23 protein-coding genes are annotated in these 25,227 nt (G+C 72.2%); 20 read left to right on the top strand and 3 right to left on the bottom strand.

Annotated elements, in window-relative coordinates:
* The first annotated feature begins 128 nt into the window (after positions 1–128).
* The 3 genes from BJY14_RS10430 (at position 129) to ilvC (ending at position 3,585) form a co-directional block, all read left to right on the top strand.
* The gene (locus BJY14_RS10430) at positions 129–2,000 is read left to right on the top strand and encodes an acetolactate synthase large subunit (protein ID WP_281382075.1); all 1,872 of its coding nucleotides are present in this window, start codon (positions 129–131) and stop codon (positions 1,998–2,000) included.
* 5 nt (positions 2,001–2,005) lie between these two features.
* On the top strand, positions 2,006–2,530 hold the full coding sequence (ilvN, locus tag BJY14_RS10425; protein WP_179833280.1) for an acetolactate synthase small subunit: 525 nt from the start codon (positions 2,006–2,008) through the stop codon (positions 2,528–2,530).
* Positions 2,531–2,601: 71 nt separating this feature from the next.
* Entirely contained in the window at positions 2,602–3,585 is a 984-nt protein-coding gene (gene ilvC, locus BJY14_RS10420; protein ID WP_179843417.1) for a ketol-acid reductoisomerase, read from the top strand.
* A 72-nt stretch (positions 3,586–3,657) separates the two neighbouring features.
* Here ilvC and BJY14_RS10415 read toward each other — a convergent pair whose 3' ends face one another.
* Positions 3,658–4,452 (bottom strand): hypothetical protein, encoded by a 795-nt coding sequence (locus BJY14_RS10415; RefSeq protein WP_218905259.1) that lies wholly within the window; start codon positions 4,450–4,452, stop codon positions 3,658–3,660.
* Positions 4,453–4,585: 133 nt separating this feature from the next.
* On the opposite strand from BJY14_RS10415, the gene BJY14_RS10410 reads away from it, so the two are divergent.
* The 11 genes from BJY14_RS10410 to BJY14_RS10360 all read left to right on the top strand — a co-directional run bounded on the left by BJY14_RS10410 (position 4,586) and on the right by BJY14_RS10360 (position 18,237).
* Positions 4,586–5,173: a PadR family transcriptional regulator gene (locus BJY14_RS10410; RefSeq protein WP_179843415.1), complete on the top strand. Its 588-nt coding sequence runs from the start codon at positions 4,586–4,588 to the stop codon at positions 5,171–5,173.
* Positions 5,170–5,886, top strand: a complete 717-nt coding sequence (locus BJY14_RS10405) for an ABC transporter ATP-binding protein (protein WP_179843414.1) — start codon at positions 5,170–5,172, stop codon at positions 5,884–5,886. The genes BJY14_RS10410 and BJY14_RS10405 overlap by 4 nt, the downstream gene beginning before the upstream one ends.
* A complete protein-coding gene (locus tag BJY14_RS10400) occupies positions 5,883–7,862 on the top strand; it encodes an FtsX-like permease family protein (RefSeq protein WP_179843413.1) in 1,980 nt (659 codons plus the stop codon). The genes BJY14_RS10405 and BJY14_RS10400 overlap by 4 nt, the downstream gene beginning before the upstream one ends.
* Positions 7,863–7,918: 56 nt before the next feature.
* Positions 7,919–9,460: a DUF2079 domain-containing protein gene (locus BJY14_RS10395; RefSeq protein WP_312879121.1), complete on the top strand. Its 1,542-nt coding sequence runs from the start codon at positions 7,919–7,921 to the stop codon at positions 9,458–9,460.
* Between the two features lie 709 nt (positions 9,461–10,169).
* Positions 10,170–10,508, top strand: a complete 339-nt coding sequence (locus tag BJY14_RS10390; protein ID WP_179843412.1) for a thymidylate synthase family protein — start codon at positions 10,170–10,172, stop codon at positions 10,506–10,508.
* Between the two features lie 174 nt (positions 10,509–10,682).
* Positions 10,683–12,272, top strand: a complete 1,590-nt coding sequence (serA, locus tag BJY14_RS10385; RefSeq protein WP_179843411.1) for a phosphoglycerate dehydrogenase — start codon at positions 10,683–10,685, stop codon at positions 12,270–12,272.
* A 945-nt stretch (positions 12,273–13,217) separates the two neighbouring features.
* On the top strand, positions 13,218–14,162 hold the full coding sequence (locus BJY14_RS10380; RefSeq protein ID WP_179843410.1) for an NAD-dependent epimerase/dehydratase family protein: 945 nt from the start codon (positions 13,218–13,220) through the stop codon (positions 14,160–14,162).
* 6 nt (positions 14,163–14,168) lie between these two features.
* On the top strand, positions 14,169–15,095 hold the full coding sequence (locus BJY14_RS10375) for an RNA polymerase sigma-70 factor (protein ID WP_179843409.1): 927 nt from the start codon (positions 14,169–14,171) through the stop codon (positions 15,093–15,095).
* A gap of 88 nt (positions 15,096–15,183) precedes the next feature.
* Entirely contained in the window at positions 15,184–15,861 is a 678-nt protein-coding gene (locus BJY14_RS10370) for a (2Fe-2S)-binding protein (RefSeq protein WP_179843408.1), read from the top strand.
* A 58-nt stretch (positions 15,862–15,919) separates the two neighbouring features.
* Positions 15,920–16,969 (top strand): 3-isopropylmalate dehydrogenase, encoded by a 1,050-nt coding sequence (locus BJY14_RS10365; protein ID WP_179843407.1) that lies wholly within the window; start codon positions 15,920–15,922, stop codon positions 16,967–16,969.
* A 164-nt stretch (positions 16,970–17,133) separates the two neighbouring features.
* On the top strand, positions 17,134–18,237 hold the full coding sequence (locus BJY14_RS10360) for a branched-chain amino acid aminotransferase (RefSeq protein WP_179843406.1): 1,104 nt from the start codon (positions 17,134–17,136) through the stop codon (positions 18,235–18,237).
* A gap of 52 nt (positions 18,238–18,289) precedes the next feature.
* Here BJY14_RS10360 and BJY14_RS10355 read toward each other — a convergent pair whose 3' ends face one another.
* Together BJY14_RS10355 and BJY14_RS10350 are read right to left on the bottom strand one after the other, a co-directional pair.
* Positions 18,290–18,844: a hypothetical protein gene (locus BJY14_RS10355; RefSeq protein ID WP_179843405.1), complete on the bottom strand. Its 555-nt coding sequence runs from the start codon at positions 18,842–18,844 to the stop codon at positions 18,290–18,292.
* A gap of 77 nt (positions 18,845–18,921) precedes the next feature.
* Entirely contained in the window at positions 18,922–19,161 is a 240-nt protein-coding gene (locus BJY14_RS10350; protein ID WP_179843404.1) for a cold-shock protein, read from the bottom strand.
* Between the two features lie 385 nt (positions 19,162–19,546).
* On the opposite strand from BJY14_RS10350, the gene cimA reads away from it, so the two are divergent.
* The 6 genes from cimA (at position 19,547) to BJY14_RS10320 (ending at position 25,135) form a co-directional block, all read left to right on the top strand.
* Positions 19,547–21,124 carry a citramalate synthase gene (gene cimA, locus BJY14_RS10345; RefSeq protein ID WP_179833293.1) on the top strand — a complete coding sequence of 526 codons (1,578 nt, stop codon included), beginning with the start codon at positions 19,547–19,549 and terminating at the stop codon, positions 21,122–21,124.
* Between the two features lie 36 nt (positions 21,125–21,160).
* Entirely contained in the window at positions 21,161–21,439 is a 279-nt protein-coding gene (locus BJY14_RS10340) for a GNAT family N-acetyltransferase (protein WP_179843403.1), read from the top strand.
* A 263-nt stretch (positions 21,440–21,702) separates the two neighbouring features.
* Positions 21,703–22,071, top strand: coding sequence for a tetratricopeptide repeat protein (locus BJY14_RS10335; RefSeq protein WP_179843402.1), 369 nt, complete (start codon positions 21,703–21,705; stop codon positions 22,069–22,071).
* An 84-nt stretch (positions 22,072–22,155) separates the two neighbouring features.
* A complete protein-coding gene (locus BJY14_RS10330) occupies positions 22,156–23,658 on the top strand; it encodes a cellulose binding domain-containing protein (protein WP_179843401.1) in 1,503 nt (500 codons plus the stop codon).
* Between the two features lie 63 nt (positions 23,659–23,721).
* Entirely contained in the window at positions 23,722–24,489 is a 768-nt protein-coding gene (locus tag BJY14_RS10325; RefSeq protein WP_179843400.1) for a fumarylacetoacetate hydrolase family protein, read from the top strand.
* Positions 24,490–24,499: 10 nt separating this feature from the next.
* Entirely contained in the window at positions 24,500–25,135 is a 636-nt protein-coding gene (locus BJY14_RS10320) for a DUF2461 domain-containing protein (protein ID WP_179843399.1), read from the top strand.
* Positions 25,136–25,227 lie beyond the last annotated feature (92 nt).

The raw sequence follows: 25,227 nt of genomic DNA, 5'->3' as shown, positions 1-25,227 counted from the left end.
CCGGCGCGGCCGTTCCGGGGCGACATTGCCGTCTCGACATATGAGACAAAGCGTCCACGGATTTGACCGGTGGCCGGACATCGGCGAAAGTGGGCACGTGCAGAGCACCTCCACCATCCTCGTAGTACTTGGTCGGCGCGCAGGCTGACCAAGCTTTCCGTCCTGCGCGCCTCCCCTCGACCGCCCCACGGCGGCGGGGGTTTTTTGTTGCCCGGCGAGCCAACACTCACTCCCCAAGGAACCGCAGAATCATGACGACCGAACAGATGACGGGAGCTCAGGCGCTGGTCCGCGCCCTGGAGAACGTCGGCGTCGACACGGTGTTCGGGATCCCGGGTGGCGCGATCCTCCCGGCGTACGACCCGCTGTTCGACTCCAGGAAGCTGCGCCACATCCTCGTCCGGCACGAGCAGGGCGCCGGCCACGCCGCCCAGGGCTACGCGATGGTGACCGGCAAGGTGGGCGTCTGCATGGCCACCAGCGGGCCGGGCGCGACCAACCTCGTCACGGCGATCTCCGACGCCTACATGGACTCGGTGCCGATCGTGGCGATCACGGGGCAGGTCGCGTCCTCCCTGATCGGCACCGACGGCTTCCAGGAGGCCGACATCGTCGGCATCACGATGCCGATCACCAAGCACAACTTCCTGGTCACCCGGGCCGAGGACATCGGGCGCACCATCGCCGAGGCGTTCCACGTCGCGGGCACCGGGCGGCCGGGCCCCGTCCTGGTCGACATCGCCAAGGACGCCCTCCAGGCGACGGTCGCGTTCGAGTGGCCGGTCGCGCTGCAGCTGCCCGGGTACCGGCCCGTCACCCGGCCGCACTCCAAGCAGGTCCGCGAGGCGGCACGGCTGATCGTCCAGGCGCGGCGGCCGGTGCTGTACGTCGGCGGCGGGGTGCTGAAGGCGGGCGCGGCCGCCGAGCTGAAGGTGCTCGCCGAGCTGACCGGCGCGCCGGTCGTCACGACGCTGATGGCCAAGGGCGCGCTGCCCGACAGCCACCCGCTGAACATGGGCATGCCGGGCATGCACGGCGCGGTCGGCGCGGTCGGCGCGCTGCAGCGCGCCGACCTGCTGGTCGCGCTCGGCGCCCGGTTCGACGACCGCGTCACCGGGAAGCTGGACGGGTTCGCGCCGCACGCCAAGGTCGTGCACGCCGACATCGACCCGGCGGAGATCTCCAAGAACCGGCACGCCGACGTCCCGATCGTCGGGGACGCCCGCGAGGTGATCGCCGACCTGGTCGTCGCCCTGCAGAACGAGCACGAGGCGGGCCGAAAGGGCGACTACTCCGACTGGTGGCGCCAGCTCGGCGCCTGGCGCGAGACGTACCCGCTGGGCTACGACACCCCCGCCGACGGCTCGCTGTCGCCGCAGTACGTCATCGAGCGGATCGGCGAGATCGCGGGGCCGGAGGCGTACTACGTCGCGGGCGTCGGCCAGCACCAGATGTGGGCCGCGCAGTTCATCAAGTACGAGCGGCCAGGCGCGTTCCTGAACTCGGGGGGCGCCGGGACGATGGGGTACTCCGTCCCGGCGGCGATGGGCGCCAAGGTCGGCGCGCCGGACTCCACGGTCTGGGCGATCGACGGCGACGGCTGCTTCCAGATGACCAACCAGGAGCTCGCGACCTGCGCGATCGAGGGCATCCCGGTCAAGGTCGCCGTGATCAACAACGGTAACCTCGGGATGGTCCGGCAGTGGCAGACGCTCTTCTACAACGAGCGCTACTCCAACACCAATCTGCACTCGGCGAAGCGGATCCCCGACTTCGTCAAGCTCGCCGAGGCGTACGGCTGCGTCGGGCTGCGCTGCGAGAAGGCCGAGGACGTCGACGAGGTCATCGGCAAGGCCATGGAGATCAACGACGCCCCCGTCGTGATCGACTTCGTCGTCCACCAGGACGCCATGGTGTGGCCGATGGTCGCGGCCGGCACCGGCAACGACGACATCAAGATCGCCCGGGACATGGCGCCCGACTGGGAGAACGGAGACTGACCCCGATGAGCCTGCACACCCTCTCGGTGCTGGTGGAGAACAAGCCCGGCATCCTGGCTCGGGTCGCGGCGCTGTTCTCCCGGCGCGGCTTCAACATCGAGTCCCTCGCGGTCGGCACCACCGAGCATCCGGAGATCTCCCGGATGACGATCGTGGTGAACGTCGCCGACCTGCCGCTGGAGCAGGTCACCAAGCAGCTCAACAAGCTGATCAATGTGCTGAAGATCGTCGAGCTGGATCCCTCGGCGTCCGTCCAGCGCGAGCTCGTGCTGGTCAAGGTGCGCGCCGACGCCGAGACCCGCTCGCAGGTCCTGGAGACCGTGACGCTGTTCCGCGCCAAGGTGGTGGACGTCGCGCCCGACGCCGTCACGATCGAGGCGACCGGCAACCGCGACAAGCTGGACGCGTTCATCAGGATCCTGGAGCCGTTCGGCATCAAGGAACTGGTGCAGTCGGGCATGGTGGCCGTCGGCCGCGGCGCCCGGTCCATCACCGACCGCTCGCTGCGGGCCATCGAGCGCAGCGCCTGACCCGCGACCCGACGCCGCCCCGCTGGGCGGCACCAACCACACCAACGAAAGGCAACAGCACTGTGGCTGAGATGTTCTACGACGACGCCGCCGACCTGAGCGTGATCCAGGGCCGGCACGTGGCGATCATCGGCTACGGCAGCCAGGGGCACGCGCACGCGCTCTCGCTGCGCGACTCCGGCGTCGACGTGCGGGTCGGGCTCCGCGAGGGGTCGGCCAGCCGGGAGAAGGCGGAGGCCGAGGGCCTGCGCGTGGTCACCCCGGCGGAGGCCGCCGAGGAGGCCGACCTGATCATGCTGCTGGCCCCCGACCACCACCACCGGGAGATCTTCGAGAAGGACATCAGGCCCGCCCTCGTCGAGGGCGACGCGCTGTTCTTCGGCCACGGCTTCAGCATCCGCTACGACCTCGTCCAGCCGCCGGAGGGCGTGGACGTGGCCATGGTCGCGCCCAAGGGCCCGGGCCACCTCGTGCGCCGCCAGTTCGTCGCCGGGCGCGGCGTGCCGGTGATCGTGGCGGTGGAGAAGGACGCGTCCGGCAACGCCTGGCCGCTGGCGCTGTCCTACGCCAAGGCCATCGGCGGCCTGCGCGCGGGCGGCATCAAGACGACCTTCACCGAGGAGACCGAGACCGACCTGTTCGGCGAGCAGTCGGTGCTGTGCGGCGGCGTCTCGGAGCTGATCAAGACCGGGTTCGAGGTGCTGACCGAGGCCGGCTACCAGCCGGAGGTCGCCTACTTCGAGGTCCTGCACGAGATGAAGCTGATCGTCGACCTGATGTACGAGGGCGGCGTCTCCAAGATGTACTGGTCGGTTTCCGACAACGCCGAGTACGGCGGCTACAGCCGCGGCCCGCGTGTGATCACGCCGGAGACCAAGGCCGCGATGAAGAAGATCCTCGGCGAGATCCAGTCCGGCGAGTACGCCAAGGAGCTGGTGGACGAGTTCGAGGGCGGCCAGAAGAAGTTCACGCAGTACCGCGAGGAGCTGGCCCAGCACCCGATCGAGAAGACGGGCGCCGAGCTGCGCCCGATGATGAGCTGGCTCAACGACTGAGCCGTTCGGTGAGAGCGCGGGGACCGGTGCCCGGTTCCCGCGCCTTCGCATGCCCGCGGTCAGCGCGCGGGCTCAGCGCCGGAGGCGGCGGCGGATCCTGCCGCGCAGGGAGGCGGGCTCGTGGGCCTCGGCCACGAGCAGGGCCAGGTGGCCGCCCTTGGTGAAGTAGACGGTGACGTCCTTCGTGCCGACTGCCCGCCGCTGGGCCGCCGTCTTGACGCCCTCGGCGCGCACCGAGCCGAAGCGGGCCTCGCGGGTGACGCCGAGGGCGGTCGCGGTGACGTGCACGTCCCAGCGCCCGGGTTCCACGGCGGCCGGGTCGGCGACGACCTCGAACCCGCCGGTGCGGCCCGCGCGGGGGTCGGCGACGAAGCCGTGCTCCTTGCCGGACGCGCGCTCGCGCAGGACGACGTCGACGGACGTCCGCCCGGTCTCGACGCGCTGGAGGGCGGCGAGGCCGCGGATGCGCACCTTCTTGCCCTGCCAGCAGACGGCCTCCAGGCGGTGCTCGACGCCGACCTCGGTGGTGATGTCGGCGTCCTGCCGGGAGACGCCGCGCAGGTAGGGGTACATCGCGTAGATCCGGCCGCCGACCACGACCGCGCCCGCCGGGGTCCCTTCGACCTCGTCCCGGATGAGCCGCTCCAGCTCCTCGCGCAGGCCGTGCTGGATGCAGAACGCCCTGAGCCGCGCGGACGCGGGCATCGCGGCGCGGGCGGCCTCGCTCAGCCCGTCCTCGCCGAGGACGCGGCGCGTGCCCTCCACGAGCCGCTCCCGCTGCGGGCCGTCGAGGGCCAGGAACCGGTGGTCGTACACGCGCAGGACGTCGCGGAGAACGCTGATGGTGCTGTCCGAGGTCACGGGCATCTCCTGATCGGCCGGGGACATCGGTCACGGTAAGGCCCCGGCCCGTCGCGCACAGTGAATTCCGGCCGGTGTGTCGCCCCGGATGCATACTCGGTATTGCCCAACCCATACTCGGTATGCATACTTGGTAGGCATGTCCATCCGACACGGTCTGCTGGCCCTGCTGTCCCAGGGGCCCCGCTACGGCTACCAGCTGCGCGCCGAGTTCGAGTCGTCCACCGGCGCCACCTGGCCGCTCAACATCGGCCAGGTCTACTCCACCCTGTCCCGCCTCGAACGCGACGAGCTCGTCACGCGCGTCGGCGCCGACGACGAGGGCCGGTTCGTCTACCGGATCACCCCGGCGGGGGAGGAGGACGTGCGGCGGTGGTTCGCCACCCCCATCGCCCGCTCCGACCGGCCCCGCGACGAGCTGACGATCAAGCTGGCGATGGCCGTCACCACGCCCGGCGTCGACGCCGCGCACGTCGTCCAGACCCAGCGCACCGCCACGCTGCGCACCCTGCAGGACCTCACCCGCCTCAAGGCCGACGCGCCCGCCGTCCCCGCCGGCCAGGGCGACCGCGCCTGGCGGCTGGTCCTGGAATCCATGATCTTCCAGGCGGAGGCCGAGGTCCGCTGGCTGGACCACTGCGAGGCCTACGTCGCCCGCGCCGAGCCCGCCGCCCCCTCGGCCCCCGTCGTGGCGCCCGCTCCGGCCGACGAGGAGGCGCGGCGATGAGCCTGCTGGCGATGCGGGAGGTGTCCCGCGACCACGGCGCCGGCCCGTCCCTCGTCCACGCGCTGCGCGAGGTGACGCTGGACGTCGCGGCGGGCGAGTTCGTCGCCGTGATGGGCCCGTCCGGCTCCGGCAAGTCGACCCTGCTGGCGCTCGCCGGCGGGCTCGACCATCCCACCGCGGGACAGGTCCTGGTGGACGGCGCCGACCTCGGCGCGCTCGGCAGGGCCGGGCGCGCCGCGCTGCGCCGCCGCGGTGTCGGCTACGTCTTCCAGGACCTCAACCTCATCCCGAGCCTCACCGCGGGCGAGAACGTCATGCTGCCGCGCGAGCTGGACGGCGTCCGCGCCCGCACGGCCCGCCGCGAGGCGCGGGAGGCGCTCGGGGAGGTCGGCGTCGCCGAGCTGGCCGACCGGTTCCCCGACGAGATGTCCGGCGGCCAGCAGCAGCGCGTCGCGATCGCCCGCGCGCTGGTCGGCGAACGGCGGCTCGTCCTCGCCGACGAGCCGACCGGGGCGCTCGACAGCCACACCGGCGAGGACGTCCTGCGCGTCCTGCGGGCCCGCTGCGACGCGGGCGCGTCCTGCCTGATGGTCACGCACGAGTCCCGGCACGCCGCCTGGGCCGACCGGATCGTGTTCCTGCGCGACGGCCGGATCGTCGACGCCACGCCCCGCTCGACCGGCCCCGAGAGCCTCCTCCAGGAGACCCCGTGAACCGCTACGTCTTCGCGCTGCGCATGGCCCGCCAGGACGCGCTGCGCGCCAAGGGCCGCACCGCGCTGGTGCTGTCCATGATCGGCCTGCCGATCGGCGCCGTCGTCGCCCTGGCCGTGCTCCGCTCGAGCGCCGAGGCGGGAGCCGGTGGCGGGGCGGGCGCGCCGAGCGCCGCCGAGTCGGCCGTGCTCGCGATGATCGTCTCGATGGTCGTGCTGGAGGTCGTCCTGCTCGCCGGGCCGGCGTTCATGGTGGACGCCCGGCGGCGGCGCCGCGACCTCGCGCTCGTCGCGGCCTCGGGCGGTGCGGGCCGGCACCTGCGCGCCGTCGTGCTGGCGAGCGGCCTGCTCCTCGGCGGGATCGCCGCGGTGGCCGGCGCCGGACTCGGCATCGCCGCCGCGGCCGTGGTCGCGCGGGTCGCGTCCGGACCGGACGGCTTCGGCCCGCTCACCGTGCCGTGGGGCACGATCGCCGTGACGATGCTGCTCGGCGCGGGCAGCGGGCTGCTCGCCGCCCTGGTGCCCGCGCGCCAGGCCGGGCGGATGGACGTCGTCGCCGCCCTCGCCGGACGCCGCGAACCGCCGGGCCGGGCGCGCCGCGGCCTGCCGATCGCCGGCGGCGTCCTCGTCGTCGCGGGCCTGGCGGCCTCCCTGGAGGGCGTCCGGGTGCTGCGCGAGTTCGGCGCCGCGCTCGGCGCCGCGGCGATCATCATCGGCCTGGTGCTCGCCGCTCCGTGGATCGTCGGGGCGACCGGGCGGCTCGCGCCCCGGCTCCCCCTGCCGCTGCGCCTGGCCGTCCGGGACGGCGCCCGCAACCGGGCCCGCACCGCGCCCGCGGTCGCCGCGATCATGGCGGCCGTGGCGGGCGTCACCGCGCTGGCCATCGGGGGCGCCAGCGACTTCGAGCAGCGGCGGGTGGAGTACCAGGCGCAGCTGCCCCACGGCTCGGCGCTGATCCGGCTGCCGCAGGGCGAGAAGCAGGGCGCCGGCGAGGCCGCCATCCGGCGCGACCTGCCGGGCGTGCCCGTCGTCCCGATCCGCACCCTTCCCGGGCCCTGGGGGGAATGCCTGGCGCAGGACAGCTCGAAGTGCCCCGCGCTGTCCTTCTCGGCCGAGCGCGACGGGGCGGGCGTCAACGAGATCCTGCCGATCGTGGTCGGCGGCTCCCGCGAGGCCCGGATGCTGCTCGGCCGCGACGATCCCGCGGTGACCTCGGCGCTGGACGCGGGCAAGATCGTCCTGTTCCGGGTGCGGCCGCTCGACCACGGGACGGTCACCGCCGTCGCGACCTACTGGGACGACGACAGGGAGCACACGATCGCGCGGGTCGAGGACCTGCCGGCCGTCGCCGCCCAGGGCGACCCGCACGTGCCGGCCATCGTCCCGCCGAAGATCGCGGATCGGCTCGCCGCGACGGCGGGCGTGCCCGTCCGGACGGAGGCGTACGGGGTCGACCGCGCCGACCACCGGGTCACCAAGGCCGAGCAGGCACGGCTGACCGGGACGATGAAGACCTTCAGCGACGACTCCAGTGCCGTCCGCGTCGAGCGGGGCTTCACCGAGTCGTACGGGAAGATCACGCTGATGCTCGGCGCGGTCGCGGCGGTCCTGGCGCTCGGCGCCACCCTGATCGCCACCGGGCTCGCCGGCGCCGACGCCCGTCCCGACCTGGCGACCCTGCGCGCCGTCGGCGCCCGGCCCCGCACCCGCCGGCTGCTGACCACGGGCCGGGGCGCCTACATCGCCGGGCTCGGCTGCTGGCTCGGCATCGCCGGCGGGTTCGTCCCCGGCCTCGCGGTGACGCGCCCGCTCACCGACGGCGTGGAGGAGACCGGCGCCGCCCCGCACGGCACGATCACCGACATCCCGTGGCTGCTCCTGCTCGCGATCGCGGTCGGCGTCCCGCTCGTCGCGGCGTGCGTCGCCGGCGCGGTGACCGGCGGCCGCCTCCCGAAGGCCGGGCGCACCCCGGGGTAGAAGCGCCCGCCGGTGCCCCTCAGCCGCGCGCCGGCGCTGGTGATAGCGTCCGGCGCGTGGTCGAGGCGGTTGCGGTGCAGGGACCGGCCGGTGAACCCGCCGCAGGCCGCGGGGGCGCCGCCCGGCGCCGGCGCGCCGCCCTGGCCGCGATGATCGCGGCGAGCGCGCTGCTGTACGGGGCGTACTCGCTGATGCGGCTGCGCGCCTTCCGGACGGGCAGCTACGACCTGGTGATCTTCGACCAGGCGATCCGCTCCTACAGCCGGTTCGGCATGCCGGTCGCCATCGTCAAGGGCGTCCACAACGACTTCGGCCCGGACTTCTCGATCCTCGGCGACCACTTCTCACCGATCCTCGCGCTGCTCGCGCCGCTCTACTGGATCCACGACGGCCCGGGGACGCTGCTGGTCGCGCAGGCCGTCCTGCTCGCGCTCGCGATCCCGCCGATCTGGCGGTACACCGAGCGCAGGCTCGGCGCCCGCGCCGCCTACTGCGCCGCGGGCGCCTACGCGCTGTCCTGGCCGATCGCCGAGGCGCTCGCCTTCGACTTCCACGAGGTCGCCTTCGTGCCGCTGCTGTCGGCGCTGATGGTCGAGCGGCACGACGCGGGACGGCGGCTCCAGGCGGCCGCCGCCGCGTTCGCCCTGCTGCTGGTGAAGGAGGACATGGGGCTGCTGCTCGCCGGCTTCGGCCTCTACCTGCTCACCCGTCCCACCGGCCGCGGGCGGCGGGGCCTGCGCGGACTCCTGCCCCCCGGCGACCGGCGGGCGGGCCTGGCCTACGTCGCGGTGGGGCTGGCCGCGACCTGGGCCTGCTCCCGCGTGGCGATCGCGGCGTTCGGCGGGGACAACGACTACTACTGGGCGTACGGGGCGCTCGGCCCTGACCTTCCCCACGCGGCGGTCCACGCCGTCACCCACCCGTGGGACGTCCTGCGCGTCCTAGGAGACCCACCGCAGAAGCTCCTCACGATGGCGCTGCTGCTGCTCCCGCTGCTCCTTCTGCCCTTGGCGTCCCCGCTGACCCTTACGGCCCTCCCTCTACTCGCCGAGCGCATGCTCGCCAGCCGATTCGGCAACTGGTGGGAGCCGCACTACCACTACAACGCGTTCATCGTCGCCGTGCTCGTGCTGGCGGCGGCGGACGGCGCGGCGCGGCTGCGCGGGCGGGAACGGATCGCGGGCAGCCGGCTGGGACGGCTGCCGTCCACCGCGCCGATGGCGGGGCTCCTCGCGGTCACGGTCGCGTGCGTGCCGTTCTTCGCCTACCGCCATCTGACCGATCCCGCGCTGTGGCGGCCGAACGAGCGGGCCCTGGCGGCGTCCGCGGCCGTCGCGCGCATCCCGGACGGAGCGCTCGTCGAGGCCGCCAACGGCCTCGGCCCGGCGCTGACGTCCCGCGCCCGCGTGCTGCTGTGGGACGACCGCTCGCACGGCGCGCCCTGGGTGATCGCCCAGGTGGAGCGGCTGGAGTTCCCGTTCGATTCGCCAGCCGAGCAGCGGCGGCGCGTCGGGGAGCTGAAGGCGGAGGGGTACCGGGAGGTCTTCCGGAGGGGCGGCTACATCGTGCTGCACCGGGACGTCGCCGACCCCTGGTGAGGCGAGACCCGGGGGAGGCGGGCGCCGGTAAGGCGAACCCCTGATAAGGCGAAACGCGGCTTTTGGACAGATTGTCCGATGACCGATCATCGTCGCACGGGTAAGAATTCCAGTGAAGGCGCCGATCGGCCAATCATCCCTATCCTTTCTGGGTACTTTGCCAGATACTTGAAGAAAGCCGTTACGGCCGCGGCCGGCGCGGGAGAACCTGCGCGAACACCCCGTGACCTAGGCCGGAGCGGGCTTGGGGCGTGTGCATGAGCGGTGTGAGGCGGAACGGCGGCGAGGCGAGGGCCCCGAAGGACGGCGGCCCGGAATTCCCCGCCCGGCGGACAATGCGGCGGGCGGGCGAATCCCCGGTGATCCGTGCGGCGGACCCGGGGACCGAACACGGCGAGGAGCCGTGACATGCCGGGGCCGGAGGACAGGGACGTCCGGCGCTTCGAGACGTGCGGGCGGGCGTGGATCGGCGTCCTGCGGCACGTATGGGCGGCCGGGGAGGCGGGGCTGGAGGACGGCGGGCCCATCATCGAGGGGCCGCCGCTGCTGTTCGAGATCTGCTCGCTGAGCTGGGAGGACCCGATCCTGCACGAGTACGGCGACCGGGCCCCGGCTCGTCCGCAGGGCGCAGGAGCGCACCCGCCGGGTCGTCCGCGGGCGGTTCTGGCCGCGGCTGCACGACCTGCAGGGCCACGACCAGATCCGGTGGGTGGTGGACCTGCTGCGCGCGAGACCGTGGACCACCAGCGCGTGGATCTCGCTGACGATCCCGGGCGAACCGGCCGACGGGCTGCCGGCGCTGACCGCGCTGTCGTTCCGCATCCGCGGCTACCGGCTGATCATGACGGCGATGTTCCGGTCGCAGAACGTCCACCGCGCCTACCTGGCCTACATCCCGCTCCGCGAGGTGCAGGTCCGGGTCGCCGACGAGCTCGGGCTGCCGCCGGGGCCGCTGCGGGTGTTCGTTGACGTCCCGCACGTGCACGTCGGCGACGCCGAGCGGGTCGCGTCGGTGCTCGCCTCGGTGCCGGAGCCGAACGCCGCCTGACGGAAACCGGCGCCGCGGGACGAACCGGAGTTACTGGCGGGTCTTTCCCCGCCGCGAACCGCCGCCGCCCCCGGGTTATAGACTCACCGGAGGGGGCGAGGGCACGACGAGGTGACTCGCGACTTCACCTGCACGGCACACGAACACCTACTTTTCTCGAAGGACTGTTTCCACTTGAGCAAGCCCGTCGTCCTCGTCGCTGAAGAACTCTCCCCGGCCGGCATCGCCGTCCTGGAGGCCGACTACGACGTCCGCCACGTCGACGGCAGCGACAAAGACCAGCTGCTGCCCGCCGTCGCCGACGTGGACGCCCTGATCGTCCGCAGCGCCACCAAGGTCACCGCCGAGGTGTTCCAGCACGCCAGGAGGCTCCGGGTCGTCGCCCGCGCCGGCGTCGGCCTCGACAACGTCGACGTGGAGGCCGCCACCAAGGCCGGCGTCATGGTCGTCAACGCGCCCACGTCCAACATCGTCACCGCCGCCGAGCACGCGATCGCGCTGCTCCTGGCCGTCGCCCGGAACGTGCCGCAGGGCCACTCCGCGCTCAAGCAGGGCGAGTGGAAGCGCTCCAAGTACACCGGCGTGGAGCTCCAGGGCAAGACCGTCGGCGTCCTCGGCCTCGGCCGCATCGGCGTCCTCGTCGCCCAGCGCCTCGCCGCCTTCGACATGAACGTGATCGCGTTCGACCCCTACGTGCAGGCCGCCCGCGCCGCGCAGCTCGGTGTGAAGCTCGTCACCATCGACGAGCTGCTCCGCGAGAGCGACTTCATCACCGTCCACCTGCCGAAGACGCCCGAGACCCTCGGCCTCATCGGCGACCGCGAGCTCCAGCAGGTCAAGCCGTCCGTCCGCATCGTCAACGCCGCCCGCGGCGGCATCGTCGACGAGGCGGCCCTCGACCTCGCGCTCAAGGACGGCCGCGTCGCCGGCGCCGGCATCGACGTGTTCAGCACCGAGCCGTGCACCGAGAGCCCGCTGTTCCACCACGACAGCGTCGTCGTCACCCCGCACCTCGGCGCCAGCACCCACGAGGCGCAGGAGAAGGCGGGCACCCAGGTCGCCCGCTCCGTGAAGCTCGCGCTGTCCGGCGAGTTCGTCCCGGACGCGGTGAACGTGCAGGGCGGCGCCGTCGCCGAGGACGTCAAGCCCGGCCTGCCGCTCGCCGAGAAGCTCGGCCGCATCTTCACCGCCCTCGCCGGCGGCGTCCCCGTCCGGCTGGACGTGGTGGTCCGCGGCGAGATCGCCGAGCACGACGTCAAGGTGCTGGAGCTGGCCGCCCTCAAGGGCGTCTTCGTGGACGTCATCGAGGAGGCCGTGACCTTCGTCAACGCGCCGCTGCTCGCCCGCGACCGCGGCGTCGAGGTCACCCTCACCACCAGCGAGGACAGCCCCGACTGGCGCAACGTCGTGCAGGTGCGCGGCACCATGGCCGACGGCTCCGTCGTGTCGGTGTCGGGCACCCTCACCGGCCCCAAGCACGCTGAGCGGATCATCGAGATCAACGGCTACAACATGGAGCTCGTCCCGACCGAGCACATGGCCTTCTTCTCCTACGTCGACCGCCCCGGCATCGTCGGCGCGGTCGGCAAGCTGCTCGGCGACGAGCAGGTCAACATCGCCGGCATGCAGGTCGGCCGCGACGCCAAGGGCGGCAAGGCGCTCATCGCGCTCACCGTCGACTCGGCCGTCGCGCCCCAGCTCGTCGACGCCATCACCCGCGAGGTCGGCGCCGACATGGGCCGCCGCGTCGACCTGGAGGGGTAGTCGCGGGTCTGGGGGTTGCCCCTCAGAATGATGCGCGGGGTAGTCGGGGGTCTGGGGGTTGCCCCTCAGAATAATGTGCAGGTCAGCCGTCGTGACGGCTGAGCCTCGGGCGGGCGTCCGGCCATGTGCCGGACGCCCGCCCATCTCATATGCCGAGATTTTGAGACACGGGTCGGGACAGCCCGCCGAACCGGGGGTAGCCTCGCAGTAGTCATGCGGCGCTTCGTGGTAATCCTTCGCTGCCGCAGCGGGGCCTGATCATCGGCAGGCCGGCTCCCGCTGCGGAGGCTCTGCCTGGCCGTGAGTCCGATGCCGCGCCGGACCGTGCGAACCACGGCCCACCGGCGGCCCCTCTGGCCACCAGCCCAGCGATCGGAGCAACCCATCATGAACGACACCCAGAACAACGCCCCCGCCGAAGACGCCCAGGAAGAAGCCGCCCGCGCCCTGCAGACGGCCCTGGATAGGCGTGCTGACTAAATTTTTCTCCTCCTTCGGGCCTTGAAGGCCCTCCATCGTCGAAAAATTGGGGCGATCGCTGGCATCGCTCCGGCTCGCCTGGCGGCTCGCTGCGCGATCAGGTTCTCGCTTCGCTCGAACCTGCCTTCGGACGCGATCGCCACTTCTCAGGTTGTCGGCGGTTGCTTCGTCGGCTGAGGCGGGCGCGTCCGTTGGGCTTCGGGTCGCCCTTTGGGCCTGTCGGTCCTAAGGCTCGGGGTCGGTGAGTAGTGCTGTCTCGCTCGGCTCTGCTTCGCAGACTTGGTTCTGACGTAGTCGCGGCCGTTGAGGCCCTTGCGTGGGTGCGGAGCAGGCTCTCCGTGGGGGCCGCCGGACGGAGTGCTGCCAGCGCCCGAGGTGCCATGGACGTGTGATCTGCGTTACTGCTGTTCATGGGGTGCGGGGCCGTTTCGTCTTCTGTTCGTGAGTACTACGAACGGAGACGTCATGAAGATCTTCATCGCCGGAGCGTCGGGGGCGATCGGCGGCCATCTCGTTCCCCAACTGGTGGCGCGCGGACACGAGGTGGTCGGCACCACCCGCTCGGCCGCCAAGACCGCCGCGCTCCGGGCGCTGGGCGCCGAACCGGTGATCGTCGACGCGCTCGACCCCGACTCGGTGGCCGACGCGGTGGCCAGGGCGGAGCCCGAGGTGATCGTCCATCAGCTCACCGCGCTGGGGGGACCGGCCGACTTCCGGCACGTGAAGCGGATGGCGGCGGCCACCGACCGGCTGCGCACCGAGGGCACCGACCACCTGCTGGCCGCCGGGCGCGCCGCCGGCGTCGGCAGGTTCGTGGCACAGAGCAACGCCATGTGGATGGAGCGGACCGGCGGGCCGGTCGCCGACGAGAACGGCCGGATCGAGCCCAGCCCGCCCGCGGACGTCGAGAGGTCGGTTGCCGCGCTGCGCCACCTGGAGGAGGCGGTGACCGGTATCACCTGGGCCGACGGGATCGCGCTTCGCTACGGTGGCTTCTATGGGCCGGGGACCGGCATCAGCGCCGCGCGGGACGCCGTGATGACCGAGCAGATCGGCAGGCGGAAGTTCCCGATCGTCGGCGGCGGTGGCGGGGTGTGGTCGCTGGTGCACATCACCGATGCCGCGTCCGCCACGGTCGCCGCCATCGAACGCGGCAGGCCCGGGATCTACCACGTCGCCGATGACGAGCCTGCGCCGGTGCGCGTCTGGTTGCCGGAGCTGGCCCGCGCGCTCGGGGCCGAACCGCCGCGCCGGGTTCCCGCCTGGCTCGTGCGCCTGCTGGCGGGCAAGGGGCCGGTGGACCTGATGACGCGGGCCCGCGGCATCTCCAGCGAGAAGACCAAGCGCGAACTGGACTGGGCGCCGCGGTACCCCACGTGGCGAACGGGTTTCACCGACGGGTTGAGGTAGGTCGGCGTGTCCACCACCGAGCTCTATGACGAGCTGCGACCGCGGGCGTTCGCCATCGCATACCGGATGCTCGGCAGCGTCAGTGAAGCCGAGGACGTGGTGCAGGAAGCGCTCCTGCGGCTGCACCAGACGTTGCGGCGCGACGAGCGGATCGAGTCGCCGCGGGCGTACATCGCCACGCTGGTCACCCGGCTCGCCATCGACCAGTTGCGCTCCGCGCGGGCACGGCGGGAGCAGTACGTCGGCGAATGGCTGCCGGAACCGCTGGCCGCCGATCCGTCCCCGGACGAGCAGGCGGAGACCGCCGACTCGCTGTCCCTGGCCTTCCTGGTGCTGCTGGAGAGCCTGTCGCCGCGGCAGCGGGCCGCGTTCCTGCTGCGGGAGGTGTTCCAGTACCCCTACGGCGAGGTCGCCGAGATCATCGGCACCGACGTGGACGGCACGCGGCACCTGGTGGCACGGGCTCGCCTCCGCGTCCAGGAGCACCGGCCGCGCTACCACGCCACTCGGCGGCAGCGGCGGCAGCTGGCCAAGCGCTTCTTCGCCGCCGTCGAGCAGGGTGACCTGCGGGCGTTCGAAGAGCTGCTGGCGCAGGATGTGGCCCTGCACGGTGACGGTGGCGGCAAGGTGCCGGCACTGGGCCGGCCGGTCGGCGGACGGCGGCGCGTGGCCCACGTCCTGGCGGCGGTGGTGCCCGTGCTGGCCCGTGCCGGCGGCGTGCGCTTCCACGTCACCGAGGTCAACGGTCAGCCGGGCGCCCTGGTGTTCGACGTCCGGGACCTGCTGGTCGGGGTGATAGGGCTGGAGATCGCCGACGGCAGGGTGCAGACGATCCACTCCATCGTCAACCCCGACAAACTTCAGCACTTCGACCGGGTCGGCGACATCGGTGTCCTGGTGCATGCGGGCCGCCGAGCCGCCGGCGACGGCTGAACCGCTGGTCGGCGCGGCCCCGCTCGTCCGGAGGCGCCGACGCGCGCTCGCCGGCGGGCGGGTGGGGCGGTGATGCGAGACTGGGGGAGTGACGGGCGATGTGAGCGGCACCGAAGTCCTTGGTGTGATGGGGCGCGTCGCTGAGCTCGGGCCCTATTTCGAGCTCGCCGCCGAGGGGGTCTCGGAAGACTCTGCCTGGGGGGCGTTTCCGGGGAGTCCCGGCCGGCTTCGGGAAGTCGTCGGCGACTATGCCGGGCGGCTCGGGACCGATGAGGTCCGCGTGGCGGCCTCGTTGCTCTTTCAGGGGCTCGCGGCGCGGATCTGGTCGCCGGTCGTCGCCGCGGCGGCGCTCGGGGTCGTTCCCGATCTTTCGGAAGTGCGGTGGCGGTGGGCGCCGGGTGAGGCGATCATGCTGGGGCTCGCCGAGGTCCGCGGGTGGCGGGTCGAGAACGCGGGCGAGGCCGTCGAGATCGTCCATCCCATGGTCGTGGACGGGCTGCTGCGCCCGCTGCGGGAGGCGATGCTGGGCTTCGTCAAGCTCGCGGACGGGCTGGTCTGGGGCAACGCGGCCTCGGCGCTCGCCGGGAGCCTGAACGTGGGGGCGGCCGACCCGGGGCGGGTCGCGATCGTGCGGGAACTGCTCGCGCGCGAGCCGCTCGCCGAGGCCGGGTCCTTCGGGCCGCGCGGGTACGTACGGAACAACTGCTGCCTGTACTACCGCGTTCCTGGTGGCGGCATGTGCGGCGATTGCGGGCTCGCGCGCTGATTGTCCGTGATGTGAGACGGAAGCCCAAGCACTGAGACGTTTGCAGTAGAGTGCGCCCATGGCTTCGCGCAGCATTCGTCTGGCCGTGATCCCGGGTGACGGGATCGGCCCCGAGGTGGTCGCCGAGGGACTGAAGGTCCTCGACGCCGTGTCCGGCGACCTCACGTTCGAGCAGACCTCCTACGACCTGGGCGCCGCCCGGTGGCACCGGACGGGGGAGACGCTGCCCGACTCGGTCCTGGGCGAGCTGCGCGAGCAGGAGGTCATCCTGCTCGGCGCCGTCGGCGACCCGAGCGTGCCGAGCGGCACGCTGGAGCGCGGGCTGCTGCTGCGGACCCGGTTCGAGCTGGACCACTACGTCAACCTGCGCCCGGTGAAGCTGTTCCCGGGCGTCAGCACCCCGCTGGCCGGTGTGACCCCCGACGACATCGACATGGTCGTGGTCCGCGAGGGCACCGAGGGCCCCTACACCGGCGTCGGCGGCGTCCTTCGCAAGGGCACCCCCCACGAGGTCGCGACGCAGGAGAGCGTCAACACCGCCTTCGGCGTCGAGCGCGTCATCCGGTACGCGTTCGAGGTCGCGGCGTCCCGGCCGCGCAAGAAGCTGACGCTCGTCCACAAGGACAACGTGCTCACCTTCGCCGGTGACCTCTACCAGCGGACCCTGAAGCGGGTCGCCGGGGAGTACCCGCAGGTCACGACCGACTACTGCCATGTCGACGCGGCCACGATGTTCTTCGTGAGCCAGCCGCGGCGGTACGACGTCATCGTCACCGACAACCTGTTCGGCGACATCATCACCGACATCGGCGCCGCGATCGCCGGAGGCATCGGGCTCGCCGCGTCCGGGAACGTCAACCCCGACCGCACCGCGCCGTCGATGTTCGAGCCGGTCCACGGCAGCGCCCCCGACATCGCCGGGCAGGGCAAGGCCGACCCGACCGCCACGATCCTGTCGGTCGCGATGCTGCTCGACCACGTCGGCGAGGGCGCCGCCGCCCGCCGCGTCGAGCAGGCCGTCTCGGACGACCTGGCCGAGCGCGCCGCGCTGGGCGCCCGGTCGACGTCCCAGATCGGCGACGCGATCGCCAAGCGAGTATCCGGCTAGGGGCACGCCGCCTCCGGCCAGACCGGGCGTGCCCTCGCGGCGCGCCCGGTTTTCCGTATGCGCGCGCGTGGAGGAGCAGGTCTAGACGAAGTAGGACAATGGGGACTAGGAAGCCGATGCGGCGATGGGGCCGCCTGGGCGATCCGCGAGAGGACGAGACCGCGATGAGCGACACCCTGGAATTCGAGATCACGCGCACCGAGCGGCCCACGGGGGCCGACGAACGCGCGCGCATCCTGGCCGAGCCCGGGTTCGGCCGGTACTTCACCGACCACATGGTCACGGTCCGGTACTCGGCCGAGCGCGGCTGGTACGACGCGAAGCTGGAGCCCTACGGGCCGATCCCGATGGACCCGGCCTCGCAGGTGTTCCACTACGCCCAGGAGCTCTTCGAGGGCCTCAAGGCCTACCGGCAGCCGGACGGCTCGATCGTCACCTTCCGGCCGTACATGAACGCGGCGCGGATGAACCGGTCCGCCCGGCGGATGGCGATGCCGGAGATCCCCGAGCAGCTGTTCGTCGACGCCGTCGAGCTGCTCGTCCGCACCGACAAGGACTGGGTGCCCGACACCGAGGGGCACAGCCTCTACCTGCGGCCCTTCATGATCGCCACCACCCGCGCGCTCGGCGTCAACAGCCCGGCCCACGAGTTCCTCTTCATGGTCATCGCGTCCCCGTCCGGCCTCTACTACCCGCGCGGCATCAAGCCCGTCTCGGTGTGGCTGTCGCAGGACTACACCCGCGCGGCGCCCGGCGGCACCGGGGAGGCCAAGTTCGGCGGCAACTACGCCGCGTCCTTCGCCGGCCAGGCCGAGGCCGTCGCGCAGGGCTGCGACCAGGTCGTCTGGCTCGACGCGGTGGAGCACCGCTGGGTCGAGGAGGTCGGCTCGATGAACCTCATGTTCGTCTACGGCTCCGGCGCGCGGGCCCGGCTGCTCACCCCCGCGCTCACCGGCACCCTGCTCGCCGGCGTCACCCGCGACTCGATGCTCAAGCTGGCGCCCGACCTCGGCGTCCCCACCGAGGAAGGCAAGATCAGCATCGACGAGTGGGAGGCGGGCTGCGCCTCCGGGGAGATCACCGAGGTGTTCGGCTGCGGCACCGCCGCGATCATCAGCCCGGTCGGCCGGGTCAAGGGCCGGGACCGCGAGTGGACGATCGGCGACGGCGAGCCCGGCGAGATCTCGATGCGGCTGCGCCAGGAGCTGGTCGGCATCCAGTACGGCACCCGTCCCGACCCCTACGGGTGGGTCCACAAGATCGTCTGATCGGTGCGCCGGCGGCGCGCGCTCGCGACGGGCGCGCGCGCCGCCGGGCCGGTCAGTGGCGGATGTGCACCGACGTCGTGACGGCCGGACCCGTGCTCGCCGGGGCGGCGCCCCGCGAGGACGGGTTGACGGCGTAGTGGAACGAGAAGCCGACGAAGGCGCGGCCGGGCCGCCCGCCGACCTGCACCGCGAAGGTGCAGGTGCCCGAGAGCGTGTACACCTTCCGGGCCCGGTGCGGGGCGACCGTGGAGTGCCAGTAGTAGCCGACGGGGACGACGTGCCGGTCGTGGTACCGGCCGTTCAGCCCGGTCGCCGTGCAGACGGCGTTGCCGCGGGCGATCGACCGCAGCTTCGCGCTGGTGATGCGGAAGACCCACGGCATCGGGTAGCGCCTGGAGTGCGGCCCGGTCAGCCTCACCTGCGCGTGGAACGAGCCGACCGAGTCGTGGTAGGCGAACGACTGGTGCCGTTTCGTGAACACGTAGTGGTGGATGGGCGCGGCGCGTTCCGGGCGCTCGGCCGCGGACGCGGCGGACACGGAGCCGAGCGCCATCACCAGCGCCGTTCCGGAAGCGGCCGCGGTCCGGCCGAATGTGTGCATACGCATTCCAGGAATTCCCCTCGAAAAGGTTCGCCGTCCCCCACGGCGGGTGGACGGACGCGATCAGTCCGCCGCCCCGGTGCTCAGCCGCGGCCGGCCGACCGCACGTCCAGCGCGCGGTAGGCGTAGCCGTCCTGTTCGGCCTCCTCCCAGGTGAAGAGCACGCCTTCGCCCGGATCGAGGGAGGCGAAGGCGCCCGGTTCGGCGCGCACGACCGAGAAGTGTGCCCAGACCTCGCCGGGCACGTCGGGTGAGACCAGCACCCCCCAGCCGGCCTCGTCGTCCCAGGACGCCACCGTCCCGCGGACCGGTTCGCCGCTCATCGGATCCCCTTCCTCCGGCGGACAGTGCGATCATTAATCGTTTTACCGTGACAGCGCAAGTGCATTTCGAGGTAAGGAATGCATTCTCGCCATCCTTTGCTCGGCAATCGTTTTTTGTCGCGCAATGAACTCCAAGTGGAGAAAAGCGAGATATGACTCCGTGCTGGCCGGGGCGCCGCCGGCACGGACGATCGACGTCCCAGTATGTGAGACGGATGTCCCAAATCCATGGACCATGTGGCATGATGAGCGCATCATGCGCCACAGCCTCGTGATTATCGGCTGGCGCGCCGGCAGCTAACGGGACACCGCCGGCGCGCAGACCTCTCACGTCCGTGAGGGGTCTTTTTTGTGCCCTGGCGCTGATCCCCCTGGGGGTTCTCACATGCAAGGCGACGCGTTCCACGTCTACGACACCACCCTGCGCGACGGCTCGCAGCAGGAGGGGCTCAACCTCTCCGTGCCCGACAAGCTCGCGGTCGCGCGACATCTGGACGACCTGGGCGTCGGCTTCATCGAGGGCGGCTGGCCGGGCGCCAACCCCAAGGACACCGAGTTCTTCAGGCGGGCTCGAACAGAGCTCGACCTGAGGCACGCGCAGCTCACCGCGTTCGGCGCGACCCGCCGGGCCGGGGTGAAGGCGGCCGACGACCCCCAGGTCGCCGCCCTGCGCGACTCGGGCGCGTCCGTCGTGACCCTGGTCGCCAAGAGTCACGACAGGCACGTCGAGCTGGCCCTCCGCACCACCCTGGAGGAGAACCTCGCGATGATCCGCGACACGGTCTCCCACCTGCGTGCGGAGGGCCAACGGGTCTTCCTGGACGCCGAGCACTTCTTCGACGGCCACAAGGCCAACCGCGCCTACGCGCTGGAGGCCGTCCGCACCGCCGCCGAGGCCGGCGCCGACGTCGTCGCGCTCTGCGACACCAACGGCGGCATGCTGCCGGACGAGCTCGCCGAGGTCGTGCACGAGGTCGTCGGCCACGGCGTCCGCGTCGGCATCCACTGCCACGACGACTCCGGCTGCGCGGTCGCCAACACGCTCGCCGCCGTCCGGGCGGGCGCGACGCACGTCCAGGGCTGCGCGAACGGGTACGGGGAGCGCAGCGGCAACGCCAACCTGTTCACCGTCGTCGGGAACCTCCAGCTCAAGCGGGGCATGAGCCTCGTCTCGGACGCCCAGCTCGCCGAGATGACGCGGATCGCGCACGCCGTCTCCGAGGTCACCAACGTCGCGCCGAGTTCGCAGCAGCCGTACGTGGGCGTGTCCGCGTTCGCGCACAAGGCCGGGCTGCACGCGTCCGCGGTGAAGATCGACCCCGACCTCTACCAGCACATCGACCCGGCCGCCGTCGGCAACGACATGCGGATGCTGGTGTCCAGCATGGCCGGGCGCGCGTCGGTCGAGCTGAAGGGCCGCGAGCTCGGCTACGACCTGTCCGGCGAGAAGGCCAAGGCCGTCGTGGACAGGGTGAAGGAGCTGGAGTCCACCGGCTACACCTTCGAGGCCGCGGACGCCTCGTTCGAGCTGCTGCTGCGCGAGGAGCTGACCGGCGTCCGGCAGCGGCACTTCGAGGTCGAGTCGTGGCGGTCGATCGTGGAGCGCCGCCCGGACGGGTCGATGATCAGCGAGGCCACCGTCAAGCTGCACGCCAAGGGCGAGCGGATCATCGCGACCGGCGAGGGCAACGGCCCCGTCAACGCCCTCGACAACGCGCTGCGGATCGCGCTCGGCCGCCTCTACCCGGAACTGGCGCGGCTGGAGCTGGTCGACTACAAGGTCCGCATCCTGGAGGGCGCGCACGGCACCGACGCGCGGACCCGGGTCCTCGTCGAGTCCGGCGACGGTGAGCGTGAGTGGGGGACGGTCGGCGTCGAGGACAACGTCATCGCCGCGTCCTGGCAGGCCCTGGAGGAGGCCGTCACCTACTGCCTGCTCCGCGCCGGCTACGAGGCGGGCTGACGGGAATCTCCTCGCGGGCGCGGGCATTATCAGGGCATGAGCACTGAGATCACCGACAACGCCGAGCAGGGCCGCTACGAGATCAGGCTGGACGGCGACCTCGCCGGATTCGCCGAGTACGAGCGGGGCGAGGGCGCCGTCGTCTTCACCCACACCGAGGTCGACTCCGCCTTCGAGGGCAAGGGCGTGGGAAGCGCGCTGGCCCGCGGCGCCCTGGACGACGTCCGCTCCCAGGGCCTGTCGGTCGTCCCGCTGTGCCCGTTCATCAAGAAGTGGATCCTAAGGCACCCGGATTACAAGGATCTGGTGCGTTAACCCTGCCGTGGGACGTGTCGCGCCCGTATCCGCGGACACACGGGGAGTGGTCTCGCCCGTTCGACCGAACGAGCATCTTTCCGTGAGTATTGGCGCGGTTACGTAGAAAGTTCGTCAAAGCGACGAAACCGGTAGCGGATTTCAGTTGAAGGATCCACTATAGGAAGGTGCACGGCACGTGCGAGGTTCCCGCGCGCCGTGTCCCCGTAGAATCCCTGCCCCTGTGAACCGACGTCCCGTGACCGACCTGCCGGAGTGATCGTATGCCCATCCGACCCTGGAGCCCCGAGGATCTTGGGCGTCCCACGGACGGCACCTGGGCCGACGTGGCGTTCGGTCTCGGCGAGACGTACGAGCGCGAGGGCCGCCTGGAGCAGGCGGCCCACTGGTACCGGCGGGCGGCCGAGTCCGGGAGCGCCGACGCCGCGCTGCGGCTCGGCGCCGTTCTCGGACGGATGGCCGACGCCGGGGCCGACCACGCCGCCGACGAGCTGCTGGCGGAGGCGACCCGTTGGCTCAGCGGCGCGCAGGACGCCACCACTCCCGACGCGATCGAGCTGATCACCGCTACGCTCAACCGGCAGATGCGGCAGGCCGCGCGCCGCGGACTCGAACCTGCCCCCGCCGGCTGACACCTTCGCGGGGCGGGTGGCGAACCGATCCGTCGCGCCGGTCGTCGGACTCCATGAGATCGGCGTCAGTGGAAGGTGGACGAGTTGAGCGGCGAGGACTCCGGGTACGTGCCCCCGGACCACAAGACGACCGCAGAGTTCGGCGTCACCAGGAAGTCCGCCGCGCCCGGAGAACCGGCCCGGCCGGGGACCGCGGCCGTACCGGCCGCCGACGATCTGGTGGACGACCTCTTCGACGGCGACGTCACGACCCATGACGTCCCCCAAATGGACGGCGTGGCGATCCAGGACCTTCCCGCCGACGACCCCGAGGACGATCTGGAGTCGACGTACCAGGACGGTCCGGGCGACGAGCCGGAGGACGACTTCGACACCACGCTCCGGGACGGCCCGGCCGTCGCCTTCCAGAAGCAGCCGCCCGCGGACACCGTGGACGAGCTGGACGTGACCGCGTTCCAGCCGCCGGTCACCTTCGCCGACATCCCCATGGAGCAGCCCTCCAAGCCCTCCAAGCCCACCCCGGCCGTCCCGCCTCAGGCCGCTCCGGCCGTCCCGCCGCCGGCGCAGCCGGCCGCCTTCGAGCAGGCCGCGAACCCGGCGGTGGTGTACGCCCCGCCTCCCGCTCCGTACCGGGAACCCGTCCCGGGGCCGAACCTCGTCCCGGAGCAGATGCAGCCTTCGGAGCAGGCGCCGCCCGCGCAGGTCGCCGCCCAGGCGGCGGCCGCCCCGATGCCCGCCGAGGCGCCGTGGACGGAGCAGTTCGCCTCCGGCGACGAGACGGTGAACCAGTCGGAGAGCGGCCCGGCGTTCGCCTACGGAACGCCCGGGGCGCAGCCTCCCGCCCAGAGCACGATGCCCCCGCACCACGGGGCGTCCGCCCCGCCGATGCCGCCGCCCGCGATGGCCTCGCCGTCCGGAGGGCTGCCCGGCGGCCCTGGTGGCGGGCAGCCGCCGTCCCGCTCGCGGCGGCCGATGGTCCTCCTCCTGCTGATCGCCCTGGTGGTGGTGCTCGTCCTGATCGGCGTCGTGGTGCTGATGCTCGGCAGCGGCTCCGAGACGAAGGGCAAGGCCGCCGACCAGAAGTCCCCGGCGGCGAGCACTCCGGCGACGCCGGGCGGCACGGGACCGGCGTCCCCCGGCACGCCCTCGCCCGGCGGCGGCGCGCCCGCGACGCCCCCGCAGTCCGGTGCCCCCACGAACCAGCCGGGCGGCCAGCAGCCGGGCGGGCAGCCCGCCGCGCCGCCCCCGGTGACCACCGCCCCCATCGGGCCGCTCGTCCAGGGCAAGGGCATCACCTACCAGCTCGTCCAGCAGGACAGCGGGTACTTCGAGGGCAAGATGGTCATCACGAACCGCACCAGGAAACCCCTGAAGGCGTGGAAGCTGACGTTCAAGTCGCCTGGCGCGGACGTGAAGAACATCTGGGGCGCCCGGCTCGTGCACGGCGGCTCCACCGTCGAGATCAGGAACCTGGACGGCGTGCCCCCGATCCAGCCCGGCGCGACGTGGGACGTCCAGTTCGGCGCGGCCGGAACGGCGGCCACCCCGAAGTCCTGCGAGCTGAACGGCAGGGCCTGCGGCTTCTGAGCGGGCGGGCCCGCGACCGGCGGGCGGGCCGCGGCTTCTGGACGGCGTACTAGGCTCTTGACCATGCGTATCGCCAGATTCTCCACCGACGACGGCATGTCCTTCGGTGTGGTGGAGGAGAACACCGTCGCCGTCATCGCGGCCCACCCCTTCGGTGAGCTGACCTTCACCGGGCAGCGCCTCCCGCTCGCCGACGTCCGGCTGCTCGCCCCGATCCTGCCCAGCAAGATCATCGCGATCGGGAAGAACTACGCCGACCACGTCCGCGAGATGGGCGGGGACGAGCCGCCCGCGGAGCCGGTGCTGTTCTCCAAGCCGTCCACCGCCGTCATCGGCCCCGAGGAGGCGATCGCCTACCCGCAGAAGCTGTCCGAGCGCGTCGATTACGAGGGCGAGCTCGCCGTCGTCATCGGCCGGATGTGCCGCGAGGTCCCGGCGTCCCGCGCCGCCGAGGTCATCCTCGGCTACACCTGCGCCAACGACGTCACCGCCCGCGACCTCCAGGCGAAGGACGGGCAGTGGACGCGGGCCAAGGGCTTCGACACGTTCTGCCCGATCGGCCCCTGGATCGAGACCGAGATCGACCCCGCAGACCTGGCGATCTCCACGACCGTCAACGGAGAGGTCCGGCAGGAGGCCCGCACGTCCCTGCTGCTGCACGACATCCCGACGCTGGTCCAGTACGTCAGCCAGGTCATGACCCTGCTGCCCGGCGACGTCATCCTGACCGGCACCCCCGCCGGCGTCGGCCCCCTGGAGATCGGGGACGAGGTCACCGTCACCGTCGAGAACATCGGCAGCCTCACCAACCGGGTCATCGCCCGCGACTGAGGAGCCCCAGGTGTTCACCGGCTTCAGCGACGAGGCCTTCGCCTTCTACGAGGGGCTGCAGGCCGACAACAGCAAGCCCTACTGGACGTCCCACAAGGACGCCTACGAGCGCCACGTGCGCGAACCCTTGGCCGAGCTGTGCGCCGAACTCGAAGACGAGTTCGGCGCCGTCAAGCTCTTCCGCCCGTACCGCGACGTCCGCTTCAGCAAGGACAAGTCGCCGTACAAGACCCACCAGGGCGGCCACACCGGCGAGGGCTTCTACATCCAGGTCGACGCGGACGGGCTCATGGTCGCGGGCGGCATGTACGCCCCGACCCCCGACCAGCTCCGCCGCTACCGCGAAGCCGTCGCCTCCGACACCAGCGGCGCCGAACTGCGGGCCATCGTGGACCGTCTCCGCGCCGCCGGCATGGAGATCGCAGGCGACCGCCTCAAGACCCGCCCGCGCGGGACGGACCCCGGCCACCCCCGGCTGGACCTCCTGCGGCACCGCTCCCTCTACGCCCGCGAGGGCTGGCCCGCCGACCCGTGGATGTCCGACCCCGGCGAGGTCATCGCCCGCGTCCGCGCGTCCTGGCGCCGCCTGCGCCCCCTCGTCACCTGGGGCCACGAGCACGTCGGACCGCCCGACTCCACCCGCTGACCCACCGAACGGCCAATCGTTTTGGCCCAACTCCCGCTGTCCTGTATTCTCCTTGAGGCGCGAGCGACCAGCCGGAAACGGTTCGGGAGCCC

The organism is Actinomadura luteofluorescens (assembly GCF_013409365.1).
GTDB lineage: Bacteria > Actinomycetota > Actinomycetes > Streptosporangiales > Streptosporangiaceae > Spirillospora > Spirillospora luteofluorescens.
The sequence above is the reverse complement of the archived record's forward strand: the minus strand, read 5'-3'. Positions and strand labels throughout refer to the sequence as shown.

Bases quoted from the DNA above. Each gene is read 5' to 3' on its own strand.
- BJY14_RS10365 (WP_179843407.1), top strand. From the start codon at position 15,920: ATGGCTTCGCGCAGCATTCGTCTGGCCGTGATCCCGGGTGACGGGATC.
- BJY14_RS10350 (WP_179843404.1), bottom strand. From the start codon at position 19,161: ATGAGCGGCGAACCGGTCCGCGGGACGGTGGCGTCCTGGGACGACGAG.
- BJY14_RS10335 (WP_179843402.1), top strand. From the start codon at position 21,703: ATGCCCATCCGACCCTGGAGCCCCGAGGATCTTGGGCGTCCCACGGAC.
- cimA (WP_179833293.1), top strand. From the start codon at position 19,547: ATGCAAGGCGACGCGTTCCACGTCTACGACACCACCCTGCGCGACGGC.
- ilvC (WP_179843417.1), top strand. From the start codon at position 2,602: ATGTTCTACGACGACGCCGCCGACCTGAGCGTGATCCAGGGCCGGCAC.
- BJY14_RS10410 (WP_179843415.1), top strand. From the start codon at position 4,586: ATGTCCATCCGACACGGTCTGCTGGCCCTGCTGTCCCAGGGGCCCCGC.
- BJY14_RS10355 (WP_179843405.1), bottom strand. From the start codon at position 18,844: ATGCGTATGCACACATTCGGCCGGACCGCGGCCGCTTCCGGAACGGCG.
- BJY14_RS10415 (WP_218905259.1), bottom strand. From the start codon at position 4,452: ATGCCCGTGACCTCGGACAGCACCATCAGCGTTCTCCGCGACGTCCTG.
- BJY14_RS10360 (WP_179843406.1), top strand. From the start codon at position 17,134: ATGAGCGACACCCTGGAATTCGAGATCACGCGCACCGAGCGGCCCACG.
- BJY14_RS10405 (WP_179843414.1), top strand. From the start codon at position 5,170: ATGAGCCTGCTGGCGATGCGGGAGGTGTCCCGCGACCACGGCGCCGGC.
- BJY14_RS10340 (WP_179843403.1), top strand. From the start codon at position 21,161: ATGAGCACTGAGATCACCGACAACGCCGAGCAGGGCCGCTACGAGATC.
- BJY14_RS10325 (WP_179843400.1), top strand. From the start codon at position 23,722: ATGCGTATCGCCAGATTCTCCACCGACGACGGCATGTCCTTCGGTGTG.
- BJY14_RS10380 (WP_179843410.1), top strand. From the start codon at position 13,218: ATGAAGATCTTCATCGCCGGAGCGTCGGGGGCGATCGGCGGCCATCTC.
- ilvN (WP_179833280.1), top strand. From the start codon at position 2,006: ATGAGCCTGCACACCCTCTCGGTGCTGGTGGAGAACAAGCCCGGCATC.